At 33.9% G+C, this 25,433-nt stretch carries 20 protein-coding genes; 13 read left to right on the top strand and 7 right to left on the bottom strand.

Going from position 1 to position 25,433, the window contains the following annotated elements; genetic code table 11:
- The first annotated feature begins 461 nt into the window (after positions 1–461).
- From GTH24_RS09900 to GTH24_RS09885, 4 genes are all read left to right on the top strand, one after another.
- A complete protein-coding gene (locus GTH24_RS09900; protein ID WP_072068164.1) occupies positions 462–2,297 on the top strand; it encodes a pyridoxal-dependent decarboxylase in 1,836 nt (611 codons plus the stop codon).
- A 460-nt stretch (positions 2,298–2,757) separates the two neighbouring features.
- Positions 2,758–3,792, top strand: a complete 1,035-nt coding sequence (locus GTH24_RS09895) for a PadR family transcriptional regulator (RefSeq protein ID WP_241254073.1) — start codon at positions 2,758–2,760, stop codon at positions 3,790–3,792.
- Positions 3,785–3,940, top strand: coding sequence for a hypothetical protein (locus GTH24_RS09890; RefSeq protein WP_164526352.1), 156 nt, complete (start codon positions 3,785–3,787; stop codon positions 3,938–3,940). The genes GTH24_RS09895 and GTH24_RS09890 overlap by 8 nt, the downstream gene beginning before the upstream one ends.
- Before the next feature lie 667 nt (positions 3,941–4,607).
- Entirely contained in the window at positions 4,608–6,125 is a 1,518-nt protein-coding gene (locus GTH24_RS09885; protein WP_072068162.1) for a carbohydrate porin, read from the top strand.
- A gap of 120 nt (positions 6,126–6,245) precedes the next feature.
- Here GTH24_RS09885 and GTH24_RS09880 read toward each other — a convergent pair whose 3' ends face one another.
- Positions 6,246–7,031: an ATP-grasp domain-containing protein gene (locus GTH24_RS09880; protein WP_072068161.1), complete on the bottom strand. Its 786-nt coding sequence runs from the start codon at positions 7,029–7,031 to the stop codon at positions 6,246–6,248.
- A 253-nt stretch (positions 7,032–7,284) separates the two neighbouring features.
- Here GTH24_RS09880 and GTH24_RS09875 point away from each other — a divergent pair, with 253 nt between their 5' ends.
- From GTH24_RS09875 to GTH24_RS09860, 4 genes are all read left to right on the top strand, one after another.
- A complete protein-coding gene (locus GTH24_RS09875; RefSeq protein WP_082151752.1) occupies positions 7,285–7,935 on the top strand; it encodes a hypothetical protein in 651 nt (216 codons plus the stop codon).
- A gap of 284 nt (positions 7,936–8,219) precedes the next feature.
- A complete protein-coding gene (gene ahpC, locus GTH24_RS09870; protein WP_006536680.1) occupies positions 8,220–8,783 on the top strand; it encodes an alkyl hydroperoxide reductase subunit C in 564 nt (187 codons plus the stop codon).
- 70 nt (positions 8,784–8,853) lie between these two features.
- Entirely contained in the window at positions 8,854–10,419 is a 1,566-nt protein-coding gene (gene ahpF, locus GTH24_RS09865; protein WP_072068160.1) for an alkyl hydroperoxide reductase subunit F, read from the top strand.
- A 169-nt stretch (positions 10,420–10,588) separates the two neighbouring features.
- Complete coding sequence (locus GTH24_RS09860) at positions 10,589–11,581, top strand: alpha/beta hydrolase family protein (protein ID WP_072068159.1); 993 nt, start codon at positions 10,589–10,591, stop codon at positions 11,579–11,581.
- A gap of 94 nt (positions 11,582–11,675) precedes the next feature.
- Here GTH24_RS09860 and catA read toward each other — a convergent pair whose 3' ends face one another.
- Positions 11,676–12,317, bottom strand: a complete 642-nt coding sequence (gene catA, locus GTH24_RS09855; protein ID WP_164526351.1) for a type A chloramphenicol O-acetyltransferase — start codon at positions 12,315–12,317, stop codon at positions 11,676–11,678.
- Positions 12,318–12,575: 258 nt separating this feature from the next.
- Between catA and GTH24_RS09850 the strand changes: the two genes are divergently transcribed.
- The gene (locus GTH24_RS09850; RefSeq protein WP_072068157.1) at positions 12,576–13,058 is read left to right on the top strand and encodes a hypothetical protein; all 483 of its coding nucleotides are present in this window, start codon (positions 12,576–12,578) and stop codon (positions 13,056–13,058) included.
- Between the two features lie 89 nt (positions 13,059–13,147).
- Here the strand turns inward: GTH24_RS09850 and GTH24_RS09845 are convergent, their stop codons facing one another.
- From GTH24_RS09845 to GTH24_RS09835, 3 genes are read right to left on the bottom strand one after another with little or no spacing between them, the layout of a single operon-like run.
- Positions 13,148–15,661, bottom strand: coding sequence for a PEP/pyruvate-binding domain-containing protein (locus tag GTH24_RS09845; RefSeq protein WP_164526350.1), 2,514 nt, complete (start codon positions 15,659–15,661; stop codon positions 13,148–13,150).
- The gene (locus GTH24_RS09840; RefSeq protein ID WP_072068156.1) at positions 15,645–16,526 is read right to left on the bottom strand and encodes a phosphatase PAP2 family protein; all 882 of its coding nucleotides are present in this window, start codon (positions 16,524–16,526) and stop codon (positions 15,645–15,647) included. Before GTH24_RS09840 ends, GTH24_RS09845 begins: the two co-directional genes overlap by 17 nt.
- Positions 16,520–17,629 (bottom strand): glycerol acyltransferase, encoded by a 1,110-nt coding sequence (locus tag GTH24_RS09835; protein ID WP_164526349.1) that lies wholly within the window; start codon positions 17,627–17,629, stop codon positions 16,520–16,522. The genes GTH24_RS09840 and GTH24_RS09835 overlap by 7 nt, the downstream gene beginning before the upstream one ends.
- Positions 17,630–17,774: 145 nt before the next feature.
- Here GTH24_RS09835 and GTH24_RS09830 point away from each other — a divergent pair, with 145 nt between their 5' ends.
- From GTH24_RS09830 to GTH24_RS09815, 4 genes are all read left to right on the top strand, one after another.
- Entirely contained in the window at positions 17,775–18,260 is a 486-nt protein-coding gene (locus GTH24_RS09830; RefSeq protein WP_072068462.1) for a GNAT family N-acetyltransferase, read from the top strand.
- Positions 18,261–18,451: 191 nt separating this feature from the next.
- The gene (locus GTH24_RS09825; RefSeq protein WP_072068155.1) at positions 18,452–19,360 is read left to right on the top strand and encodes an AEC family transporter; all 909 of its coding nucleotides are present in this window, start codon (positions 18,452–18,454) and stop codon (positions 19,358–19,360) included.
- A gap of 116 nt (positions 19,361–19,476) precedes the next feature.
- Positions 19,477–20,826, top strand: a complete 1,350-nt coding sequence (locus GTH24_RS09820; RefSeq protein WP_164526348.1) for a hypothetical protein — start codon at positions 19,477–19,479, stop codon at positions 20,824–20,826.
- A 66-nt stretch (positions 20,827–20,892) separates the two neighbouring features.
- Positions 20,893–22,344, top strand: coding sequence for an AMP nucleosidase (locus GTH24_RS09815; protein WP_164526347.1), 1,452 nt, complete (start codon positions 20,893–20,895; stop codon positions 22,342–22,344).
- Positions 22,345–22,437: 93 nt separating this feature from the next.
- Here the strand turns inward: GTH24_RS09815 and GTH24_RS09810 are convergent, their stop codons facing one another.
- Together GTH24_RS09810 and GTH24_RS09805 are read right to left on the bottom strand one after the other, a co-directional pair.
- On the bottom strand, positions 22,438–23,430 hold the full coding sequence (locus tag GTH24_RS09810; protein ID WP_164526346.1) for a tyrosine-type recombinase/integrase: 993 nt from the start codon (positions 23,428–23,430) through the stop codon (positions 22,438–22,440).
- Positions 23,431–23,761: 331 nt separating this feature from the next.
- Positions 23,762–24,796: an isoaspartyl peptidase/L-asparaginase family protein gene (locus tag GTH24_RS09805; protein ID WP_072068150.1), complete on the bottom strand. Its 1,035-nt coding sequence runs from the start codon at positions 24,794–24,796 to the stop codon at positions 23,762–23,764.
- Positions 24,797–25,433: the final 637 nt, after the last annotated feature.

Below are 25,433 nucleotides of genomic sequence, written 5' to 3'. Positions count from 1 at the left end.
TTAAAAAAGCGAATATTCCGAAAAACACATGTTCAATTTATCATGTGTTTTTTTATATATTGAAGTAAAAATGAATAACAATTAAATAAATATATTTTTAGTGAAGCATAAAATTTAATATCTATCCCTTTTAATTGATGCTGGGCGATAGAAATATTTATTTATTCTAATTAAAGTAGATTTAAGTATTAACCTTAGTAAAAATAATATCACATTAGCTGAAAAGTAACTTAAATCAAAATTGATAATAAAACAAAGAAACTAACAAATAAAACTAAATCATTTATCATTAAATAGGAAAACTTTAGTTTGAATTGAAAAAATCTTAACTAATATCAATAAAATAAAGAAGATTCTTACTCATCATGTAGTATATCATTTGAATAGAGATTAATTATTTACGATTAACAAACACAATTCTCATTAAAACAAATAACAAAAATTTATATATAGGTGCGATGATGGCAAATCATAAACAAACCTGTCTGAGTGCTACAGAGCGTGTATACCATACCCGAACCGTTGATACCCTAGCATGTTATCATCGAGAGATGGCAAAAATATTAATGAATAGTGAGTATTCTTTTCCTAATGCAAATAAAGCAAAAAAAAATAATAGTGATAATTTAGAGACTAAAATAAAAAATTGTACGATTGAAAAAAAAGCAGTAGATAATGCTTATGACAATATTTTAGAAACACTAAAACAGCAAAGCAATTTTACTCAATCAGATATTGAGCCTTATTTTTCTCATCATCATTCACAGGTGATGCAATTGGCTAAATTCGGCTACCTTTCTGCATTGGCTTACAATTCAGATAATGTTTTTAATCACCACTCCCCCTTACAAAAACAACAAGAAAAGAAAATTATAGATGATCTCTGTAAATTAATTGGCTATTCATCGAAAGATGCATTTGGGCATATCACGACAAGTCATACCCTTGCTTGCTATGAAATATTATGGGCACTTAGAAATTTAAAAACATTACCCATGGCCATTGCCCGCCATCCCAAGTCACGAGATTTGGTTGCTGATAAAAAAGCATTTGAATTATTCAATATGTCTATCTCAGATATTTTAGCTATGGGTGAACAACTTCATAAACGTGAGATTTTTGATGATGTTAGTTATTTGACATGCCGGGGAACGGGTATGACAAAAACGATGCATTTAGGAAAATTGCTTGTCCCTGTTTCGCGTTTTGAATTTTGGAAGAAAGCAATGGATATATTGGGGTTAGGATATGACAACCTTATTGCATTGCCCATTGATGGATCATTTAAAACAGATACTAAAAAAATGCGTAGTATTGTTTTACGCCTTATTGAACAGGGTGAACCTATTTTGGGTATTATTGGCATGTTAGGATCTCCATCTTATGGCAGCATTGATAAATTAAAACCACTTTTTGAATTAAGAAGAGAGTGTGAGGAAAAATACAAAAACTCTTTTTATATTCATATAGATGCTTCACAGTTTGGCTATATGAAAAGCTTATTCCTTGATGATAATTACGAACTTATTCCTTATAAGACATTGTGCAAAAAACTAAAAAAAGAAGCGCCTCTACTTGAATTAACGCCAGAAATATATGAAAGCGTCACACAACTTTCTCTCGCAGACTCTGTCTCTTTTGAACCTTTTCAAGCTGGTTTTTCACCTTATCCCACGGGTGTCGTGTGTATTAAAGATGCACGCATGAGTCATTTTCTAACTAACCCACCAAGATTATGTCCAGAGCAAGCTGATGGAGTTCCCGAAATTGACGGTATTCAATCAGCACCCGCAGTGGCTTCAATGTGGAGTGTACATCAACTTTATCCCTTTACTTTATCGGGATATGGAAAATATGCCCAAATTCAATGGGAAACACGAGTCAAACTTGAACAATTCTTTAATCAAGCTCAAGCCTTTGAGAAAGAAGGGGAGCATTATTTTATTCGAGTTTTATCAGCATCTGATTTTAATAAATTGAATTTTGCAGTTGTGAAAAAAGGGAATAAGTGTTTAGAAACACAAAATAAGCTGAATAAAGAAATATATGAGAACTTAGTTGTAAAAAGTCACTACAGGCAAGACTTAAGCTTACTTACACTTTGCGCTCGTAATAGTGATGATGCGCCTGCACAGTTTTGTCATGAGTGTTGTCTAGATAAAAATGAATGGGAAACAATCAAACATTTGAGTCTGTTACAACTTACCATAAAAAGTACACAAATAGGTGATAAACAACAAATTGAGGCAGGGTACCAATATATTAAGAAGGTCGTTTTATCTGCGTTAGAGAGATAGTTATAACAATAATTTTTTATCACTAAAAAATATTCACCCTAAAAAACGAAGATATGAGTGATATCTCATTATCTTCGCTTTTTTGGGGCTCTATCTACATTTAATGGTTCTCCTCACAAAAAAAGGTGACGTCGTCACTTATCGTTTTCTCTTTATTACTTGTAATCATCAGCTCACTAAAACAGAGCGACAACTACTTCCCTAAAATTTATTTTTTATAGCTATTTTGATTTTTTCTTCTTTTATTTCCACTGATAGCACATAAAAGCAAACTCGATAATGAGAATCATTCATAATAACTCTCTGTTTTATATGTATATAATCATAGATAAATCATATTGTTAAAGATAAAGTTAATTTAGAGTTGCATTTAGATATATCTAAAACTTGATCATTTAGATATATCGGTTTATATTGCATTGTATAAATTCGATATATCTAAAACAATGAGGGAATATTTATGATGATTCGAGCATTACATTCACTTTATCAACAACGCGCCGAAAATGGCGAACATGGTAGTCATGGTCACGGGAAAGGACGTTGTGGGGGTAAAGGGAAACAAGATCGACACCATGGAAATCACGGCGAGCATGGCTGTCATGGCGAACATGGGCATGAAGGTCACGGTGAATGTTGTCATGGTGAACATGGTCATGGGCATAAAGGTCGCGGTGAATGCTGTCATGGTGAACATGAACACGGGCATGAAGGTCACAGTGAATGTCGTCATGGTGAACATGGTCATGGGCATAAAGGTCGCGGTGAATGCTGTCATGGTGAACATGAACACGGGCATGAAGGTCACAGTGAATGTCGTCATGGTGAACATGGTCACGGGCATAAAGGTCGCGGTGAATGTTGTCATGGTGAACATGATCACGGACATGAAGGTCGCGGTGAACGTTGTCATAGCGAACATGGTTTTGAAAAACAAGGTAAACAACGCGGTCGTGGATGTGGTGGGCGAGGTAAAGGCCAAGGTCGTCAATTAAAACGTATGTTTGATCATGGTGATTTACGAGTTTTATTGCTCAGCATGATTGCGAAAAAGCCGAGCCATGGTTATGAAATTATTCGTGAAATAGATGAAGCCTCGTCAGGATTATATGTGCCTAGCCCTGGTGTTATTTATCCAACACTAACATTACTTGAAGAGCAAGATCTACTGGTTGCCACTATTGCTGAAAAAGGTCGTAAAAATTACAGCATCACACCTGAAGGCTCTGCATTTTTAACTGAACATCAGGAAATAGATGCCAATATTCAAAGAAAACTTGCTTATGCGAGAGACTTGTCTCAAAACGCGGGTGGTGTTTCTGAAGAGATTGAGTCTGCTGTTGGAAAATTAAAGGCTGTATTACGCCATAAACTGGTGTTAAAAGAGCTTTCAGTGGAAAAAGCGGAACGTATTGCTTCTATTCTTAATGAAGCAGTTGAGAAAATCGAAGCTATTAATGAGGCATTGATCTCAGAGGAAAGGGAAGATGAATAAAACAGATACTCAACCACAAAATACAAGAAGACATAATGAAATAGAAAAAGAGGATTTAGAAAATAATCCAGCTGTAAAAGAACAAATTTGCCCTAAAATGCCAGTTTCTTACTTTCGTAGAGCATTACGTAAACCTGGCAGAATATGATAATGATGGACGGAGGTTATCATAATATGACCTCTGTCAGTTTTTTTCTATCCGTTGTTTCTCCTCGCCTACTGCTTTATAAAAATGGTTTTTAAATAACAGAAACCAACAATTTCCTTGTAAAACTCGTTTTATTTCCTAATTACTATCTTAGCAATCACTCCTTTATTTATTTTTATAAGTCATCATTTTTTGATGACCATTTGTAGCATTTTCCTTAGGTTATTGTACTGATATCAAAAAAATCACAAATGATTGTGGAAATGTTCCACATTAGCGATTATTTTATTTAGGTTAGTGAGCCATTATAAAAATAGAAAACGTAAACCAGAGATATTCTTGTAATAACAATAAAATAAATACTAGATCAAAATAATAAACGTTCGTAAGCACTTAAACGAGAATAAGTGCATTACTTCAAACGTATACCTTACTTGATAATACGTGCATTTAATGCACATAAATTAGAGAAAGGTAACATAGATAGTGGTTTATTTATTGTTGAGAATAGAAATAGCGATACGAATAAACGGTTGATATCTATAAAAATATTGCCGCATAAAAATAATAATACGCTATATCAAATAGGACAATCGATCGACTAAGTTGATTGTTATGTATTTGCCGTACCTATTTAATCAACATTTGCTAACTTAGGAATATTCGAATGAAAGTGAAATCATTATCTATAGTGATAAGTTTGATACTCGCTACACCGTTATGTGCTAATGCACAAACTGATATAAGTGCTATAGAAGCAAGATTAAATGCGTTAGAACAACGTGCGAATGCGGCTGAAGCAAGAGCTGTTGCAGCAGAACAAAAAGCCGCTCGTCTTGAGCAACTTATTAATTTAAATAATGGTTCTAAAGGAAAACCTGCAAATAACGTTACTGCAATAAATATGGAGCAACGCATTGCTGTATTAGAAAAACAATCAGATGAAGCTCAAGCTAAAGCCAATATCGCTCAGACTCAGCTAAATGAACTTCAACAAAAACAGTCAGTTCAGTTTACTAATACAGGAAATAAAGAAGGTACAGGTTTTTTCTCTACTAATACAAATTGGGGTGATCTCAAATTGTATGGAGATGTTGAATATAATATTGATGCAGCAAGTAAAAAAGGTCAATTAACATCAATGAGAATGATGCCTGGTAAGCAAAAAGACTTTGAAGATAATGAAAAATGGTCACTTAATGGGCGGATTTTAATCGGTATTGATGGTGAACGAGAATTAAAAAATGGCAATTATGCTGGTTTTCGTGTTCAGCCTATGGCTGACATGACGGGTAAAATGAATCTAGATGATGCTGCTTTTTACTTTGGCCAACGTAATAAATGGGAATATAAAATTGGCCGTTATGAAGCATTTGATATGTTTCCTTTGAATCAAGATACTTTCGTCGAATATTCAGGTAATACTGCAAATGATTTATATGGTGATGGTTTTGGCTATATTTATATGATGAAAGAAGGGCGTGGCCGTAGTAGTGATGGTGGTAGCATGATGGTTAACACACATTACAACGACTGGTATTTTGAGTTAAATGCGTTAGTTGAAGATGGAACTTCAGTTTTCAAAGATGGTGAGTATCACGGGCGTAAACTTGATAATCGTAAAAATGTTATTTATATGCGACCGGTTGTTGCATGGCAGAAAGATAACCTAACAATTGCAGGTGCGATAGACGCAAACGTAATAAGTAAAGCTTATGGTTATGAGGATGAATATGGAAAATTCCAAGATCAATCACGTCGCACTGGCTATGGGCTAACGTTAAAATGGGATACTTTAGCTGATGATCCTACTAATGGCATTGTTGCAAACTTAAGTGCTGCTTATCTTGATGCTAAAGATGAAAATGATTTTTCAATAGGTAGTAATATATTGTGGCGTAAATTCCAATTAGGTTATATCTATGCACATAATGATATTAAAGCTTATTATCAAACAAGCGGACATAATGGGCAAAATGAAACCTATCTAACGCTTAATCCTGGTAAGTACAATATCAATACAGTATTTGCTTCTTACGAACTGCCTAATATCTTGGATATGGATAATTTTAAAACCTATTTAGGTGCTTATTATTCGCGGATAGATGGCAAAGACGAGATAAATGTACATAGTAGCGATAAAGATCGCTACGGTGCTCGTGTTCGCTTTAAGTATCTCTTTTAATTTTATTTTTTGATACTTTATGTTAGGTATTAGTCTTACATCTAAAGACTTCAAATTTTAATGTACTGTTATTAATTGAAGTCTTTGCCTTTTTATATATAGCGATAAGTATGTAAAACCTCAAATACCTGATAAAAGAAAGGCTTTAACGAGTTTTTCAACCTGCCACTCTTTAATGTCAGAAACTTGTCCATCACCAACCTCAACTAAGCGTAATTCTCCAGCCGTGTTTTTGACTACATCTATGGAATAAAAAGGCGTATTTATCTGTTTCGCTACTTTTCTTACAAACTCAGGAATTTCATTATCTGCAGAAAATATTTTCTTATTTAAAACAAAATATCTACGTTCACTATTATTAATAAATTCTTCAACCCGGCGAAGGCTGACGCCACCTTCAATATTTCCCCTAAATTGTGTAATCAATTTTAGTATTTCCCTAATATCATCTGCATTTTTAGCGATAGAGCCTCTCGTTGTCGTTAACGATTTTACATAATCTTTCACAAAATAGGCTGGCCATTGAAGCTGCTTAGTTAACTTTTCAAAATCCGTTTCTGCATTAACAATGACGGTTTCTGGTGTGAACTTTTTACAATATTCATACCAACCCGTTATGTGGTGGTTACGAATATAATCTTCAGGTGTTTCAAGCATTTTTCCGCCATGAATATCCACGGCATCGTATAACTGTTGATACTCATTTTTATTTAGCATCCAACCTCGCCAAATAACGGGGTGTTCTGATTTAAAAGGGTGTGAAAACTTATATTTACCCAATGCTACATCTTCAGATGAGAGCAACAAGCAATGAATCTTGAGTGCTTTGGCACAACGATATTCTTGCTCAAAGGCCTCATCGGGTTTGCCAGTTTTAGAATAGTCATCAGGGTAAATTATTTGCATAAGTAATTTCTTTTAGTTTGATAAATTTAATTGGAGGTATTTTAATGCTTTATTTAATGGTTTGAAGCTTTTTACTCTTAATTACATATTCTCTTTTTTAAGTTGTGAGATCTCTCGATTTTTTGATCTTTTCCCCGCTAGATAATGGATTTTACTCGTGTCATAGTTTTGTTTCCTGTCATAATCTGTTTAGCAATTACAGACATAAAATAACGTATTTAAATACGATTAATATTAAGCAGGAAATAATTCAATGCCTTTCTATACACAAAACAGTTATCCAAATAATAATAAGACCTATAAGCAAAATAGAATAAAAACACTATTAATAGGTTTAGCCTTAATTCCTTCCTTCGTATTTGCAGATGACCTGTCACAATTACCACAAAAAGAGAGAGTAGCTTATTTTACTCAAGTCCAGCAAGCCGGGATCACAGGAGTTGCTATTAAAACCAAACCTGTATTGGTAAGGCCGGCTAAAGAAGGTGAGATCATCACAACCATTATTAAAGGTGAAGGTGTTGAAACTGTCTCTGAACCTGCAAAAGTGGGGGATTGGGTTGTGCAAAATATCTGTCCAGAGACAGGTAATGAAGAAATATTGGTAAGAAAAGCTAAATTTATTCAACGTTACAATGTTGCAGAGAAAAATGAAATTAATTTCATTTCTTATCCTAATGATTATCAAGCTTTTATTCCGAAAGGGATCGAAATGAATTATTTTATTGTGCCGGGATCTACACCCGCTTTTGCAATGAAAGCCCCATGGGGAGAATTGCAACGTTTTCAACCAGGTGATGCGGTTGTTCAATCCACGACGGATAGCCAAGATATTTATCGTATTCAAAAGGCGGCATTTGAGTGTACTTATACCATTCTCAAACCTGCCAAATTAGCACAATAGTATTAAGCCAATCTATGATGAGTTGAATTATTATTTTTACAATTCATTATGTTATAATTATATCGCTATTTAAGACAAGGATATTAAATAAAGAGAGTGGTTGATAGTAAGTAAGGCATGCTGTCATGTTGTTTAGTTGCTTTAATAGCTACATTTCGTTAACCTATCTCTATCAATTTCTTCAACTCATTAGGTAAAACCTATTGAACTGATAGCAGGAATGTATTAGCTATTCTCAAGTGGAATAGGTACATTAGTTCCCATACCAAACAGGAGGAAATACAATGTCTTTAATTAATACCCCAATCAAACCATTCAAAAACATGGCATTTAAAGACGGTCAATTCGTAGAAGTGACTGAAAAGGACGTCGAAGGCAAATGGAGCGTTTTCTTCTTTTACCCTGCAGACTTCACTTTTGTGTGCCCAACCGAATTAGGTGACTTAGCGGATCATTATGCTGAGTTCCAAAAAATGGGCGTAGAAATTTATTCAGTTTCTACCGATACACATTTTACCCATAAAGCATGGCACAGCAGCTCAGAAACTATCGGTAAAATCAAATATGGTATGATTGGCGACCCAACTGGCGCATTAACTCGTAACTTCGAAAATATGCGTGAGAACGAAGGTCTTGCAGACCGCGGTACTTTCGTTGTTGACCCACAAGGTATCATCCAAGCAATTGAAATCACAGCTGAAGGTATTGGCCGTGATGCATCAGACCTGCTGCGTAAAGTTAAAGCTGCTCAGTATGTAGCTAGCCACCCAGGCGAAGTTTGTCCAGCAAAATGGAAAGAAGGTGATGCAACTTTAGCTCCATCACTGGATTTAGTTGGCAAAATCTAAATAAGAATTAAGCCACTAAAAAAGTTATTTATCGGGTGTTTCGGCACCCGATTTTATTGAGGGTGCAAAAATGTTAGATAATAATTTAAAAGCTCAATTGAAAGCTTATTTAGAACGATTAACTCAGCCAGTTGAGTTAGTAGCAACATTAGACGACAGTAAACATTCAGCTGATATTCAAGCGCTATTAAAAGAAATCGAACCATTATCCGATAAAGTCACTTATCGTGAAGATAATAACGCTGATGTGCGTAAACCATCTTTTCTTATTACTAACCCAGGAAAAGAAACGGGTGTTCGTTTTGCCGGTTCACCATTAGGCCATGAATTTACTTCATTAGTTTTAGCATTACTGCAAACTGGTGGTCATCCATCAAAAGAAGCACAAGAATTACTTGAACAAATTCGTCAGTTAGACGGTGAGTTTCATTTCGAAACCTATTATTCGCTCTCTTGTCATAACTGCCCAGATGTTGTTCAGGCATTAAACTTAATGGCGATTTTAAATCCGAAGGTCACACATACAGCGATCGACGGTGGCATGTTCCAAAATGAAATTCAGGAACGCAATATTATGGGCGTTCCAGCTGTATTCTTAAATGGTAACGAATTTGGTCAAGGTCGTATGACTTTAGCTGAAATCGTTAACAAAGTAGACAGCAATGCAGAAAAGCGTACTGCGGAATTATTAAACCAAAAAGATGCATTTGATGTATTGATTGTTGGTAGTGGCCCTGCAGGTGCATCAGCTGCAGTTTATTCAGCGCGTAAAGGTTTAAACACAGGTCTTATTGGTGAGCGCTTTGGCGGTCAAGTTCTTGATACTGTTGATATTGAAAACTATATCTCTGTACCAAAAACAGAAGGTGCAAAACTTGCAGGTGCATTAAAAGCCCACGTTGATGATTATCAAGTGGATGTGATTGATAGCCAAACAGTCAGTCGTTTAATTCCAGGCGCATCAGAAGGGGAATTACACCAAATTGAAACAGCATCAGGTGCAATTTTAAAAACCCGTAGCTTAATTATTGCAACAGGTGCTCGCTGGAGAAATATGAATGTTCCTGGTGAAAATGAGTACCGTACTCGTGGTGTAACTTATTGTCCACACTGTGATGGCCCACTATTTAAAGGCAAAAGAGTCGCTGTGATTGGTGGTGGTAACTCAGGTGTTGAAGCTGCAATTGACTTAGCAGGCTTAGTCGAACATGTCACAGTATTAGAATTTGCGCCAGAAATGAGAGCCGATGCTGTATTACAGAAAAAACTGCGTAGCTTAAGCAATGTAGAGGTTATCTTAAATGCTCAAACTACAGAAGTGTATGGTGATGGTACTAAATTAACCGGCCTAAAATATAAAGATCGCACCAATGATTCTATGCACGATATTGCATTAGCAGGTATTTTTGTTCAAATTGGCTTATTACCTAATACGCAGTGGTTAGAAGGTACCGTTGAGCGTAATAAGATGGGCGAAATTGTTGTTGATGCTCGTGGCGAAACTAATATTAAAGGTGTTTTTGCCGCAGGTGACTGTACTACAGTACCGTATAAGCAAATTATTATCGCCGCCGGTGAAGGTGCTAAAGCCTCACTTAGCGCCTTTGATTACTTGATTCGCACGAGTGCAAAATAAGTAAACTAGACTTAAAAATTAACTATCTTGCATTGTCAAAAGCATCTCAATTGAGATGCTTTTTTTCTGCCTTGAATTGTTGATTTATCGAAAAATCTCTATTCATAAACCTCAAACAACCTATGCTATTATCTCATAACTTAAATAATCTATAGGGAAGTTGATTGATATGAATATAAAAATTATGAGTTTTAAACAAATTGTTCCTGCAATTCTTTTTTCTTTAGCGAGTATTAGCTCTTTTTCTGTTAATGCAGATCTCGAAGTTCGTGATGAAACTTTATTTGAAGCACATCAACGTTTTAAAACCGTAATTATAAATGACAGTTTTGATAATATTGATCCACCTTGGGAAGCGCCACCAGAAATATTTAATGTTATTAAATATCCTGCTAAACCTGGTGATATGTATGCCTATTTAACACCACCCCCTACAGATAAAAAAACGAAATTACCTGCCGTGATCTGGTTAAATGGAGGCTATGGTGGAATAGGAGGAGATGACTATTTTTGGCAACCTAAACCGGCTGATAATGACCAAACGGGGGCTATTTTCCGTGATCCTAATATGGTGCTGATGATACCATCTTTTCGAGGTGAAAATACTAATCCTGGCCGTTATGAAATGTTCTATGGCGAATTGGAAGATTTAGAATCCGCGAGAGAATATTTAGCATCATTACCTTACATTGACGCTAAACGTATCTATGTCGTCGGGCATAGCACTGGGGGAACACGTGCATTATTAGCGAGTGAATATAGTGATAAATTTAGAGCTGTTTTCTCCTTAGGGGGAATACCTGACCTAAAATTACGTGCTGAAGGTGATATGATCGTTGAGCTACCCTTTGATAGTAATAAAGAAGAAGAATTTAATGTTCGCTCAGTATATCGCTATATTAAATCGATAAAAACTCCAACATTTTACTTTGAAGGACGTGGTTATTTTTGGAATGAGTTTAACGAATTACGTGCAGTGGCAATGGTGAATGATATTCCATTAAAAATCTATAGCATCAAAAATGGGGATCATTTCAATATTATAGTACCTGTTAGTAAATTAATTAAAGACAAAATTTTATTAGATACTGATACAAATAAAGAAAGCAATATTCGATTCACTAATGAAGAAATAAAATGGATCAATAAACAAGTTAGATAATAATTTAATTTATATTTGAAAAGGTTTATTTAAATAAATCGCTCTTTTATTAAATTGATAAAAGAGCGAATTTTTTATCTAAATTTCAATATGCTCAAACTGAAAAATCATCACATAACTCTTGAAGTTTATTGACCATTCTTGCTATATGAAAGCCATCGCAAGTAGCATGATGTACTTGAATGGATATTGGTAATAAAAATTTGTCATTTTGTTGAATGAATTTTCCCATCGTAAAAATAGGTGGGTAATAGTCTTTCACATTCGCAATATTTAAATTAAAGCCATCAAAACTAATCCATGGGATCATCGAAATACAAAAGTGATTTTCAGGAAAGTTAGGTTTTGCAGATAAGTTAAGATTATTTTTATATTGTTGAAAATCTTGATTATATCCTTGTAAAAAAGTATCGAAATCTTCAACGTATTCACTCCATAACTCTGAAAAGGTTTCAGTTTCTGGATGAAAAATCGTATATGCAGGATTGGCATAATCCCAAATAACCAATTCATCATTCTTTATAGCCATTCTAGATTCAGGATAATAATTAACCGTTTTTGCAATCAAATAGACCATTGCAGGATAAAACTTAAGATTGTTTTTAGTTAATATAGCCTTTAAGGCAGTAATATCTATCTTTGTTGTTAAGCTAAAACCACATTGCAAGTTATGACGGTAATGTAAAAAGTGTTCTTTTCTATACCATTGTTCTAAATCGATTTTTTTATAATTCATTTTTAAGCCCTTCTTATTAATTTATAAATATGTTTTTTTAACGAAGAAGGGCAAAACGGGTTGTCTGTATAGGCTGCATAATAATTCCTTACGTATTTTATTATTATAAAAGATAATATAACGTATTATTACACTAATTATTAAATGTTAAAGGTATTTTTTGTGCTGACACTAAATTATAATAACATTGTTTTGGAGAAAGATATTAAGTGTATTATGATAAAAAGGATTACTATTTGAAAAATGAAGGGATTTATGATGCAAGCTAAACTTGCTTATCAATGGAAACAGCAAAGACGTGGAAGGCTCTCTTTTTTAGGTTTAGAAATTGCTTGGTCAATTTTATTTGCTATTGTCGAAAATTTAGTATATCGCTGGTATATATTATATTATCCTGAAAATGCAGATTTAATAATTGAAAGTATCTTTTATTATCAATTTTCTTTTACGTCATATGGCTTAATCGAAATCGTATTTTTAATAATGCAAATTTATATATTCACTCTGATTTTATCGCAACGAGTGAGAGATATTGGTATAAGTTATCCAGTCATCATTTCACTTATTTTTACTACTAGTCCTATATTATTAATGCCATATTTACTCTTTAATGCGCCAACCATGTTGATGGTGCTTTTTATTGTTTTATTAATGGGCGGGTTGGTTGCCTTGCTTGCACCTTCTGCTTATAAAGTTGATATCGACATTAATAAATCTCCAGAAGAAAAAGAAAATAATTAGTCAAAAAATGTATTGTTTGAAACGAGAAAAAGCATCTAAAAAGATGCTTTTTCTGATCAAGGCGTATAGCTCATGATGTTTTCAAAGAATTAAGATAAAATCTCGATGACACCTTTTTGTCCATCAACTCTGACTCTTTGTCCATTTTTTAATATATTCAATATATTACGAACACCCATAATGGCAGGTAATCCTAATTCTCTGGCAGTAACAGCACCATGAGATAATGGACCACCACTTTCGGTAATAATGCCTGATGCGCGGTAAAAAAGCGCTGTCCAAGCCGGATTTGTCGTTCTTGCAACTAAAATGGCATTTTGTGGAAATTCGGCAAAATTTTCAGGGCCATGAACAAGATAAACTTCACCTTCAACAATGCCTGCACTTCCCGCCAATCCTTTTAATAGGTGCTCATTTGTATTAAGTTCATCACTGCCATCTTCGCCATAAACCCATTGTGGAGTAACTGATTTTGCTTTTAAATACTCAGCCTTATTTTGGTATATATGATGGCGCAACTTATTCCAAGTCGTAGGATTATCTGCAAGAATTGCTTCAGCCAAAGGTTTTTCATTAGCAAAATAAATATCCATAGGGCAATCTAAGACACTACGAATAACCAGTCGTTCTCCTAATGCTTTTAATCCGCGACGCATCGGTAAGGCTAATCGTGTTGTTTGATAATGCTCTAAGTCATCAAGTGCAGTATAAACTCGAGCTAATCGAATGATCTCTTGTAAGAAGAAACGTAACTCTTCAGGGGCATCAGAAATAATTGAAAACTCAGTTTCTGATTGTAGAATTTTTTTACCTAGTGGAGAGTCTGTTTGCTTATCATCAGCTAAATCTGCCATAGCTTTAATTTGAGTCAACACAATGTGCGGGGCATCCAGCCAAGTTGGATGATACGCATCAAAGTCTAATTCTCGATGACCGTGGTTTGCTAAAAATAAGGAGAATTGCTGGTGAAAATAAGGATCACATTCTTCAATTTCTTGCATAATGTTTTCGGGAACAATAGATGCTATAAGCTCGAGAAGTTTAGGTTGCTGACGAACATAACGAGAAAGAGTCCAAAGTTCTACGTTCACTTGTCCAGTTTTAGTTTCAGACATTGCAATTAAATTATCGAATGCAGTATGTGCATATTTTTCCTCTTTAAAAAAGAGTTTTAGCAAGGCCATAAGTGCGGAATAGAGAGAGCGTTGAGTCAATGATATAGCAATATTAGGTAAGAAGTAGTCAGCACCTAATTTATTAATTCTTTGCACATAATCCCATAGTTGGGACAAGTTTTTTTCTTCTAATGGTTCATTCATTAATGCTCCGATTGAGATTAAGTATTTATCTAAATCGCGCATCCAAGTAATAGGTAATTCTTGTACCCAACTAAATTTTTGTGCTATATCAGGCAAAGATTTTAGTAGGGTAGGTAAATCATTCATCATTGAGGTGGGAAGCCGATTACTATACAAAGAAACCGCATTTTGGTTGCCATAAATATAATAATCTTGCATTCCGAACCATTTACCATTAAATGAAGGAAGCCCCATAAGATTAAGGCTAAAGTTTAATGATGAATGAAAACCTGCTTCACACATATCCCATGTTAATGGCGTGATAGGATTAGGAAATCTTTCTGCTGATTCTTCTCTTGTCCAAATTGGCGCAATTTGTGTCACATTTCGTGATTGTAAAAGCCATAATTTTCCATCATGAAATGCCCACTCTATATCCTGTGGAAAATCAAAATATTTTTCTGCTGAAATAGCTAGTTTAGCCACTTGTTTACACTGTTCAGGTGTTAAGGAAGGTATAGATTTATTTTGAGGTTCGAGAGGTAAAATTTCAGTACCATTATTCACCATCACAATGGCATTTGTTTTTTGAGAAATTGTTGTTTGTTTTAATTCTAAAGTTTCTCTATCAACGATAAACTCATCTACAGGATCTTCACCTGCAACTACGGTTTCACCTAAACCGAAGGCTGCATTAATTAATACAGTAGAAAGAGAACCTTGAACGGGATCAACAGAAAAAGCAACGCCTGCTGCTTCTTCTTTTTGAACATCAATCATCCTTTGTAGTACAACAGCCATTGATGCTTGAGTATGCGGTAAATTTAAATGTTGACGATAAAGCATGACGTGAGTATGCCATAAAGAGGCATAACATTGGCGAATAGCGTCTAGTAAATGAGGTAACGTTTTAATTCCTAATAACGTGTCATGCTGGCCAGCAAAAGCTGCTCCGGGCATATCTTCTAATGTTCCGGATGAACGCACGGCCAGAGCGGTATCATTCAGCTGAAGGTTATTTAACATTGTGCTTAGAGAATGAATTAAACTTTCAGGCATAGGTGCTTGTAAAATAAGATGCCGAATATTATTACTAATTGATTCAATTTCTTGCTTTTTATCTGATAATAAAAGATTAATTTTAGGGAGCAAAGGGGTAATAAATAACTGATAAGCTTGGCAAGAAAGAATTAAACCATCAGGAACAGGCAGTGATTGAATCGTTTTCGCTAAACTTGCACCTTTACCTCCGCTAATAGAAACTTCTGAAGCAATAGGCTCGTTAATTTTATAAATGAGTTCCATATTCGACCTTATTATTTTTACCTGTGATGTAAAGTACCCATAATGCAAGCAAAGCACCGACAATAACATCAATGCCATAATGGTAATGCAAATATACAGTCGCCAAAATCAGCCCTATTAAGATAGGAAATAAACAATAAGCTGTTTTTTGATAACCTGATAAATAGAAAAAACCAACAATATAGAGCGTTATTCCAGTGTGCAATGAAGGAAAAACATCCATTCCTGTAATGCCTTTATCAACGAGATCTGTCAGAAATAAAGTCATGGAACCAGAGTAAACGGGATAGTTAAAATCAGAAGGAAATGCAGAGTAAGGGCCTGCGGCTGGAATAGTAAAGTAACCAATAAATCCAAAAAAATACATCAGCATTAAACCGAAAAAATAGTTTTTAGTCAGTGCGTTATTTCGGCTAAAAAAGAAGAACAGGGCACTACCAATAATTAAAAAATAGAAACTAAAATAGCAAAAAGCAAGGAGTTCACTTAGCCATCCTGATTGTAAAAAAATGGACCATTCGGGTAAGCTTTTTCCAAACCACAAGAATTTATCCAAAGCATATAAAATATCATCAAAACTCCATTGGTATAATCCATAGCGGATTGATTTAAACAAAGGAAAAATAGTCCAACATACAATTAGTTGTAACAAACCTAGCCAATAAAATCGCGAATGACGTGTTGAATGTTGATTTTTATATCCAACAAAAACCAATAAAATCCACAAAAACAAACCTAAGAAAATAGGTGTTAGCATTTCTGTAGCATGAATTAACCAACTGCCATAAGTGCCAAGTCCCCAAATAATAAAGAGTTGTACAGAAAATATATGGTTAAAAAGCATCCTAGCTTTAGTCGTTAACATATTTGAGCGCCTTTCTTCCTTATCAATATGAAGCCGAATAATGCACTGACTAAGCTTATACCAATAAATAGAGGTGAAAAGAATAGGAGCATGACTAAGATTGGAAGCCAAACAGCTGAAGCAATAGCGCCACCTAATATTTTAAAGAAGCTAACGGTATTGCGTGCATCAGCAAAATGAGATGCGATAAATGATGAAAGTAATATTGGGAATAAAATATACATAAATAAAAATGAAGTATAACGCCAAATTAAAATAGAAGATTGAGAGGTCTTTTCTATAGTCTTATTGCTATTATCTTCTTGAGATAGATTATTTTGATAATCAATAAAGGATTCAGCATAAGAATATCCTTCTTTGTTTTTATTAAAAGCATAGGCTGAAGCTTTTTCAAAAATATCAATAGTTGGGCAATTAACGGAAATTTTATTTAATGCATCAGATACTTCTTTATGAATGTTTTGCTCCCATTCTCTGATTGATAAATTATCTTTTTTCGAGTCTATACATATATTTTCTCCAATATAAACTTCAACTTTTGAACTGAATTTGTCAGGCGCGATATAAAACAATCCCATAGGAATAATATCAAAATTAACTCCCTCACTGATTAATGTTCTAATAATTCTTGCCGCTCCTCGTTGATAAGGTAAAGGCTTGAAACCCCACTCGCTACTACCTTCTGGAAATAAAAGTAGGTCTCCACCTGCTTTTATATGTGCAATTGCCGCATCTGAAGGGCTTGAAAATATATTTGTATTTATACCTAAACGTTGTCTATCCTTTTTTCTAACTACGGGAATACCCGTAAAAAAAGTCTTCATTATGTAGCTATTTAATAATTGTATTGATGCTAAAGCCTGAGCTCTAGGGAATGCCTTCAAAGCAATGTAACCATCAAAAGCACTGTTCCGATGACTACAAAGAATTAGCTTTGGAAGTGTATTTTCGGTTTGAAATCCATTATGGTAAATAAGTGAAATGTTTGAGAAATAGATTTCTCTAATTGAAGTAGATATGAATTGATAATAAAAAGGAAGCTCAGAACCAGCAACAAAAGAGGAGGTTTTTTTTATTTGGGAAGGTAATATTGAATTAGGCATAAGATTTCCTTACATTATTCCTTCTACAAAAACATATCATGCTCTAAAAAAAAGTAACACCAAAAAATTAAAAAATTTAAAATACACTATTAGAATAGAGTTTTTTACTGATCCAAGGTTTTTAATTCTAATGAATAAGATGGAAATGAGTATGATTCAACTTAGACTTGCTGAACCACAGGAAGCAAAACGATTGTGGTATTTACGAAATCAAGCTTTACGATTTGGTTGTGAGAATGTTTATCCAAAAGATATTTTAGCTGCTTGGACTCCCGATGAAATGCCAGATGGATATCGACAAGCTATTATAGATAATCCATTTTATATAATTGATTATCAAGAATATAATATTCCCGTTGCTTCTGGATTTTTAGATGTCAAAACAGGTTTTGCTGAAGCAATTTTTACATTACCAGAATATATGGGGAAAGGATTCGCAGGACTTATTTTAAAACAGTTAAAACATGAAGCAATAAAGAGGGGGCAAAAAAAGCTATTTTTGGATGCAACACCTAACGCAGTAATATTTTATTTAAAACAAGGTTTTAAAGCATTAGAAGAGCGAGACTATTATTCAAGTTTAGCAAAAGCAAATCTACATTGTTATCGAATGTACATTGATTTAGATTAGCTTTAGGATTTTATGCTCATAAAAAGAAAGTTTGTACTTAATCATATAAAAATAAAAATGTTATTCTAAAAATGCGATATTAGTATATTTTTATCATATTTTGAGTTGCTTATTGTATTAACAACATAAAATAGCAATCGCTCTGATGTTGCGATATTGTAAAGTATCACGATATCTTTAGGATAAACATTATGCAAAATGTGTTATTAACGTTATGGCCTTTATTTGCGTTAATTGCGCTAGGTGCAATTTTAAGAAGAAATAAAACGTTTGAGCCTGCTTTTTGGGTCGGTGCTGAAAAGCTAAATTACTTTTTACTTTTTCCTGCATTACTGATCAATAGCCTAGCAAATGCACCTTTGTCTGATCCTCAATTACCCCACCTTGCTGGGGCTATTTTTTCTGTGGTCATTATTATCACGCTGTTATGTACTGTATTGAAAAAAATTACGGGTTGGCGTGCTGGGCGTTTTGGTGCAATTGTTCAAGGTAATATTCGGTTTAACACTTATTTAGGTTTAGCGATTGTTGCTGATTTTTTTGGTGTTGAGGGATTAGGAATAGCGGCATTAATATTGGCAACATTAGTTCCACTATCAAATGTGACTTCGGTACTTTGTCTAACGGCTGGACAAAATGTAACATTGCGTCAATTGGTATTACCTATTATTAAGAATCCTTTAATTATTTCTTGCGTTATAGGAATAGTGATCAACTTATCTGGAGTCGGACTTCCTTTTGGTAGTGATCAGTTTCTTAAGTTATTAGCAGCCACCAGTTTACCTTTAGGTTTAATTTGTATTGGTGCAGCGTTGCATCTATCAACGTTAAAAGCAGAAAGTAAAATGATTAGCATTAATACAGTGACTCGCTTACTTATCGTACCGATAATAGCATATGGCATTGCTTATCTTCTCGATTTATCACCAGTAGTGACAATGCTTTTAGTTGTTTTCTTTTCTATTCCTACTGCACCCACCTCCTATATTTTAACTCGACAACTTGGCGGAGATTCTGAACTTATGGCGGGGATCATCACCTCTCAAACCATGTTTGCTACGATTACACTACCTATTATTTTAAATTTTTTAATATTATAGATAAATTGGCGTTATTTAAAAAATACTATTTTTAAATTAAATGATGTTTTTTTATATCATAAATTCTATTTCGTGATATTTTGAATTTCATAGACTCTGAATTAGGTATAAAAATTATGGAAATCAAAGGTATTAAAATTCATCATGATAGAATGGAGCAGATAAAGAATACAGAAGAACCATTAAATGTAAGGACATTATGGGAGAAAATAAAAAACTGGTTTGGTTTTGGGAAAGAAGGAATCGTCTTCCCATTAATTAAAGAGACTTTTTTTGATAAAAAAATAAATGATTTTGAGAAAATAAAAGGATTTTGCAAATTAAGAAATCTTACTGGTGATGCATATAAAGAGAATTTCCGTATTGAAAAGAAAGATAATGAAATAAATTTCTCTATTCTTTTGGATGGTAACTTTGATGGTGAAAAAATAAGCTTTATACATAATATAAATGAGGATGGATCTGATGAAATAAAACCCATAAAAGATATAATTCTATCATTAGAAAAAAATGGACTTGATGATTTGTTATTCTACGCTATAGATAAGGCGATTGAATTAAAGAAGAAAGAAATTGAAAGTAATGAAATTAAAAAAGAAGTTATTAGGGAATTGATAATCGATAATAAAAGTAGATTCATTGGGGATAAAGATTTAGGTAGGGATTATATATCAAAAAATCAATTGTATAAAAAGGCTAAATTTGATCCTGAGCTATTTACAGATAGACTTAAAGAGCTTATTAAAAATGAAAAAGAGAGTATAGAAGATAATATAGAAAAGAGTATAAAAAAGGGTATAACACCAACATATATGACTCTGTTAGAGAAAATCGAAGACGAGCTGTTTAGAGATTTATCAAGGATGAAAATTAATATTAATTCTACCCCAATAGCTGATATGGAAAATAAACCTCAAGATTTAGATGAGATAAAATTCAAAGAGTTAGAATTCGAAAAATTAAAAAAAGAATTTATAAATTTGGATGAAAATGATAAGGAACTAGTTTATTCCTTAATGTATCAAAAAGTAATTCTTGACTTTAAATCATCTTTGGTGGAAGAAGATCTATTTGCAGGATTAGTTAATGTTCTTTATTCAGGAAAAACAACAGCAAATATTATAAAAGATGATAGTAAAAATAAAATTACGATTGTAATAGAAAATAAAAAAGCATTACAAGATAAAAATGCTAACGGTAAAAAAAATATAGACTATGTAATAGATACAGGGTTAGCGTATGTTAATGAACAACACTATAATTTAGTCAACCTCGTTAGTGAGGAGCTTGTAGAAAAACCTTTTAATATTAGTCAACTTGATCCTAATCTTTCAGAAATATTATCAGTCGGAAATAATATTACGTTAGGAGATCATACAAAATTAATTTTCGAGTATGATTTTAAAAATAAAACACTTGTTCTTGATAATAAAAGTAAATATGAATACGCAATCTTAAAAGATTGACTATTGGGCTAAACAGAGCTTCTTGCTATTATGTGTATAAATTAATAATAAGCAAGAGGCTCTTTTATGTCACAACCTCATAGCCCTGAAATTCCCAAAATCATCAATGAATTAAAACAGCAATACAAAAATGCAGTGGATGCTTTACGTAAGGCAATCATTGATTATGCACAAAATGGAACATTACCCGATGTAAAGCAAAGAGCTGAAGGGTTATTTGCTTATCCTCAATTAACGGTATATTGGTCTGGTGAAATAAAAACAGAAGATAAAACGAGAGCTTATGGACGTTTGTCTCGTTCTGGTACTTATTCCACCACTATTACGAATCCTGCTTTATTTGAAAATTATTTGTCAGAACAACTGCAACTTATTGCTGATGCCTATCATGCAACTTTTGAAGTCACCGCTTCGCAACAAGAAATTCCTTATCCTTTTGTTATTGATGGAACGGGAATTGGCTTTGATAGAAAAATGAGTGCCTCTTTAGCAAAATACTTTCCAACAACTGATCTATCTAAAATTGGTGATGAAATTACTGATGGTTTAATTTGTGATAGGGAAATATTGCCACTTTCTCATTTTGATGCTTTACGTACTGATTTCTCACTGGCACGTTTAAAGCATTACACTGGTACATTGCCTGAAGATATTCAACCCTATATTTTATATACGAATTATAATCGTTATGTTGATGAGTTCGTTCGTTGGGCATGTGATCAAGTTGCGGATGAAAATAGTCCATATTGCGCACTTTCCTGTGCTGGATTTCAACGAATTACAGCAGACACTGTTGATCCTGAAAAGTTAATATCAGATTTAACTTGGAAGAAATATCAAATGCCTGCCTATCATTTAATTGCTAAAGAAGGTCCCGGAATAACATTAGTTAATATTGGTGTTGGCCCTTCAAATGCGAAAACAATTTGTGATCACTTAGCGGTTTTACGGCCTCATGTTTGGTTAATGATTGGTCATTGTGGCGGATTACGTGAAAGCCAACAACTTGGCGATTATGTTTTAGCCCATGCTTATTTGCGTGATGATCATATTTTAGATGATGTCTTACCACCTGATATCCCGATCCCAAATATTGCAGAAGTACAACGTGCACTTTATGACGCCACTAAAGCAGTCAGTGGAAAACCAGGGCATGAAATAAAACAAAGATTAAGAACAGGAACCGTTGTTACAACGGATGATCGTAATTGGGAATTACGTTTTTCGGTATCAGCCAGGCGATTTAATTTAAGTCGTGCGGTTGCTGTTGATATGGAAAGTGCCACTATTGCTGCACAAGGTTATCGTTTTCGAGTGCCTTATGGCACATTATTATGTGTATCTGATAAACCATTACATGGTGAAATTAAATTACCCGGTCAGGCGAATCATTTCTATGAGGGTGCTGTGTCAGAACATTTGCAAATTGGTATTCAATCTATTGAGTTACTTAAACAAGAAGAAAGTAATTTACACTCTCGAAAATTAAGAACATTTAATGAACCACCTTTCAGATAAACTATAAGTGATAAAATCCCCCAATTATAATCAATTCAATAAGTTGGGGGTTTTATTTGATATCATCAAAAGTAAGTTATTCAAAAATAAAACTTAAAAACGTAAATGGCGAGCTGCTTTTCTTAGTCGATCATCTCCACGTCGGTCATAACGCTGAGTTGTCATAATACTGGCATGACCCATTGCATCTTTTACAGTTACAATATCTTCGCCATTATCAAGCATTGCGGAAGCAAAAGTTCTTCGAAGATCATGGGGAGCAAATTTATCAATGCCACTTTCTTGCTGACGAGTTTCTAAAATATAGTAAATAGCTTGGTCTGTAATTCGTTCAGTTGTTACGTCGTCAAAACGACGAATTCGAGTGAAAAGGGGACCATCTTGAGTACCTCTTATTTCATCAATCCATAACTGAACACGATCCCAAGTATCATCGGGCATATAAGACATTCTTTCTTTATTACCTTTACCTCTGACAAGAAAGGCTTGATCACGAAATTGAATATGCTCGTAATTAATAGCGACTATTTCTGAACGGCGTAATCCACAACCCAATAGCACACTTAATATTGCAGCATCTCTTAAACCTTTCGATGTGTTGTCTTTTTCACAGCTTTTAAATAAAGAACGAATTTCATGACTTGTTAATGCGCGACCTTTAGGTAATCGACTTCCTCTGACAGATTTAACTTGGCGGATATGCTGATAACTTTCAGTATCCATCTGTTTCATTGCCCATGCTTCTAAAGCAACACCTTTTAATGCAGCAAGATAAGTATTGATTGTGGCAGGGGCTTTATTGGCATCAGATAACATATCAATAATAGCTTGAATATGATGACGACGAAGAGCACCCCATTGGCAATTTTTAAGAGAAGAAAAACCAATCATTTTGGCCACAATAGTTAAAAACGATCCCATCGTTTGACGACTACGTTTCGATCCTAAACTCATTAAATAAGCTATTGCTGGATTTGTGTGAGATGGAGTGGTGAATGTTGCATTCAGATCCAATAATGCTTGTTTTTCAGACAGCACTAGCGATGTTTCAGGTGTTAAATCCCGATCGTCGTGGTGAAATTCCACTGTGATTTCCTTATTAAATCAACATAACCATGGTGAATATTCTAACAGATCCAAAAAAGAAAAAAGCTACTTTTTCAAAGGAATATTTTAATAAGTAGAGTTGATCGTGTTTGTTTTTACATCACTTAGTGCGTTAATTGAACGTAATTGGTGTGAATAGTAATCAAACTGAGTCGGTGCTAAAATTAAGAATAAATTTCTTTCAGAAAAAATGTAGGAAATAAGACGAGTAATAGGAGATTGGCTAAGGTTTCGTACCCAAGATCTTCATTTTTTCGGTTTAAAAATAAGAGGGAAATTGGGTACGAAATAGAAAAATGACTATTTAAATTTACTCTTTATAAATAGCAACAACAGGTTTTCCATCATTACCTATAGTGCCACGGTACATACCTTCAGAATTAAAACTCATCGTATAGTTGCCAGATTTATCTAATACGATAACACCACCACTTCCATTAATAGCTTTAACTTCATCAAGTGCATTTTGTGCCGCTTTCTCTAAAGGTAGATTTTGATATTTAACTTGGGCTGCAATATTAAAGGCGGTTAATGTACGGATAAACATTTCACCAGAACCTGTTGCGGATACAGCAACTGTTTCATTATCGGCATAGTTTCCTGCACCAATAATAGGGGAGTCGCCAACTCGGCCATAGCGTTTATTAGTCATTCCCCCAGTTGAAGTTCCCGCTGCTAAATTACCATGTTGATCCAGTGCAACAGCACCTACTGTGCCATATTTATAATCGTACATCATCGGATCAATAAAAAGTGCAGCTGTTTTTCCATCATGATCTAAAACGACTTGTTCTTTTTCTATCGCTTTTTGAAGTTGTTGCCAGCGATGTTCGGTACGGAAATAAGAAGGGTCTACAATGGTCAGCCCTTGTTCTTTAGCAAAAAGATCTGCACCATTTGACACCATTAAAACATGAGGGCTTTTTTCCATTACTGCAATAGCAGCATTTATAGGATTTTTAACTGTAGTGACACCAGCAACAGCACCGGCATTGCGTGTTTTCCCATCCATAATAGAAGCATCTAGTTCATTGCGTCCGTCATGGGTAAAAACGGCGCCTTTTCCTGCATTAAAGAGAGGAGAATCTTCCATTACGTTAATCGATTTTTGAACTGCTTCTATACTAGTGCCTCCGCTATTCAAAACAGCATATCCCGCATTTAATGCTTCAGTCAGTTTTTCTTTATATTCTTTTTCTTGTTCAGGGGTGATCGTGTCTTTAGTAATTGTGCCTGCACCACCATGAATAACAAGGCGAATTGGGGATTGAGTATTAGCAAAAACAGAGGTAGCAAATAGAGTGCAAAGTGTCATTGTGGCGAGTTTATACTTAATATTATTCATATAACCCTTCTTATTTTAGATTAAAATTAATTTGATATTTTCATATATTTTCTTATCGCTTTGTTTCTAAATTTTAATTAATTATGAAATTTGGCTGTAATAACTAACTGCAATAATCACTATATAAAAAGTTTAAGACATAAGTGGTCTGAACACTTGAATTTATTTTTGATTTATCGATCTCTGTCATAGAGTGATTTTACCTTTTGATTTATTTTATAAATTATTCAATGAGTTATGCTTTTAAAGCTTATTTTTATATCAAAAGAAATATATTAAGTAAGTGATAATAAATTACATTTAAAATTAACAATGATATTTTCAATAGATTACTTCTAGGTATCTAAAAATAGGTCTCAATTAATTTATATAATAAATTCAACCTGTTGTAACATAGGATCACATTGTAGTTAACTAATAATTAATTATTTTATAAAAGAAAATAAAAATACAAATATCATTTTAATATTGATAGGTGGTTGATAACTAATTGTTATTATTTCGTTTGTATTTTAATGCAATAAAAGGGTGTTTTTATATACAATTTGTGTGCTTCTTCGAATAATCAAAAAGGGATAATGGATTCTGTGATAAAAGCACTACATTAATTTGAGTTAAGGCTCTATTATAATGACAT

It is taken from the genome of Proteus vulgaris, from assembly GCF_011045815.1.
Taxonomy (GTDB): Bacteria; Pseudomonadota; Gammaproteobacteria; order Enterobacterales; family Enterobacteriaceae; genus Proteus; species Proteus vulgaris_B.
The sequence above is the reverse complement of the archived record's forward strand: the minus strand, read 5'-3'. Positions and strand labels throughout refer to the sequence as shown.

Bases quoted from the DNA above. Each gene is read 5' to 3' on its own strand.
- GTH24_RS09900 (WP_072068164.1), top strand. From the start codon at position 462: ATGGCAAATCATAAACAAACCTGTCTGAGTGCTACAGAGCGTGTATAC.
- GTH24_RS09895 (WP_241254073.1), top strand. From the start codon at position 2,758: ATGATGATTCGAGCATTACATTCACTTTATCAACAACGCGCCGAAAAT.
- GTH24_RS09890 (WP_164526352.1), top strand. From the start codon at position 3,785: ATGAATAAAACAGATACTCAACCACAAAATACAAGAAGACATAATGAA.
- GTH24_RS09885 (WP_072068162.1), top strand. From the start codon at position 4,608: ATGAAAGTGAAATCATTATCTATAGTGATAAGTTTGATACTCGCTACA.
- GTH24_RS09880 (WP_072068161.1), bottom strand. From the start codon at position 7,031: ATGCAAATAATTTACCCTGATGACTATTCTAAAACTGGCAAACCCGAT.
- GTH24_RS09875 (WP_082151752.1), top strand. From the start codon at position 7,285: ATGCCTTTCTATACACAAAACAGTTATCCAAATAATAATAAGACCTAT.
- ahpC (WP_006536680.1), top strand. From the start codon at position 8,220: ATGTCTTTAATTAATACCCCAATCAAACCATTCAAAAACATGGCATTT.
- ahpF (WP_072068160.1), top strand. From the start codon at position 8,854: ATGTTAGATAATAATTTAAAAGCTCAATTGAAAGCTTATTTAGAACGA.
- GTH24_RS09860 (WP_072068159.1), top strand. From the start codon at position 10,589: ATGAATATAAAAATTATGAGTTTTAAACAAATTGTTCCTGCAATTCTT.
- catA (WP_164526351.1), bottom strand. From the start codon at position 12,317: ATGAATTATAAAAAAATCGATTTAGAACAATGGTATAGAAAAGAACAC.
- GTH24_RS09850 (WP_072068157.1), top strand. From the start codon at position 12,576: ATGCAAGCTAAACTTGCTTATCAATGGAAACAGCAAAGACGTGGAAGG.
- GTH24_RS09845 (WP_164526350.1), bottom strand. From the start codon at position 15,661: ATGGAACTCATTTATAAAATTAACGAGCCTATTGCTTCAGAAGTTTCT.
- GTH24_RS09840 (WP_072068156.1), bottom strand. From the start codon at position 16,526: ATGTTAACGACTAAAGCTAGGATGCTTTTTAACCATATATTTTCTGTA.
- GTH24_RS09835 (WP_164526349.1), bottom strand. From the start codon at position 17,629: ATGCCTAATTCAATATTACCTTCCCAAATAAAAAAAACCTCCTCTTTT.
- GTH24_RS09830 (WP_072068462.1), top strand. From the start codon at position 17,775: ATGAGTATGATTCAACTTAGACTTGCTGAACCACAGGAAGCAAAACGA.
- GTH24_RS09825 (WP_072068155.1), top strand. From the start codon at position 18,452: ATGCAAAATGTGTTATTAACGTTATGGCCTTTATTTGCGTTAATTGCG.
- GTH24_RS09820 (WP_164526348.1), top strand. From the start codon at position 19,477: ATGGAAATCAAAGGTATTAAAATTCATCATGATAGAATGGAGCAGATA.
- GTH24_RS09815 (WP_164526347.1), top strand. From the start codon at position 20,893: ATGTCACAACCTCATAGCCCTGAAATTCCCAAAATCATCAATGAATTA.
- GTH24_RS09805 (WP_072068150.1), bottom strand. From the start codon at position 24,796: ATGAATAATATTAAGTATAAACTCGCCACAATGACACTTTGCACTCTA.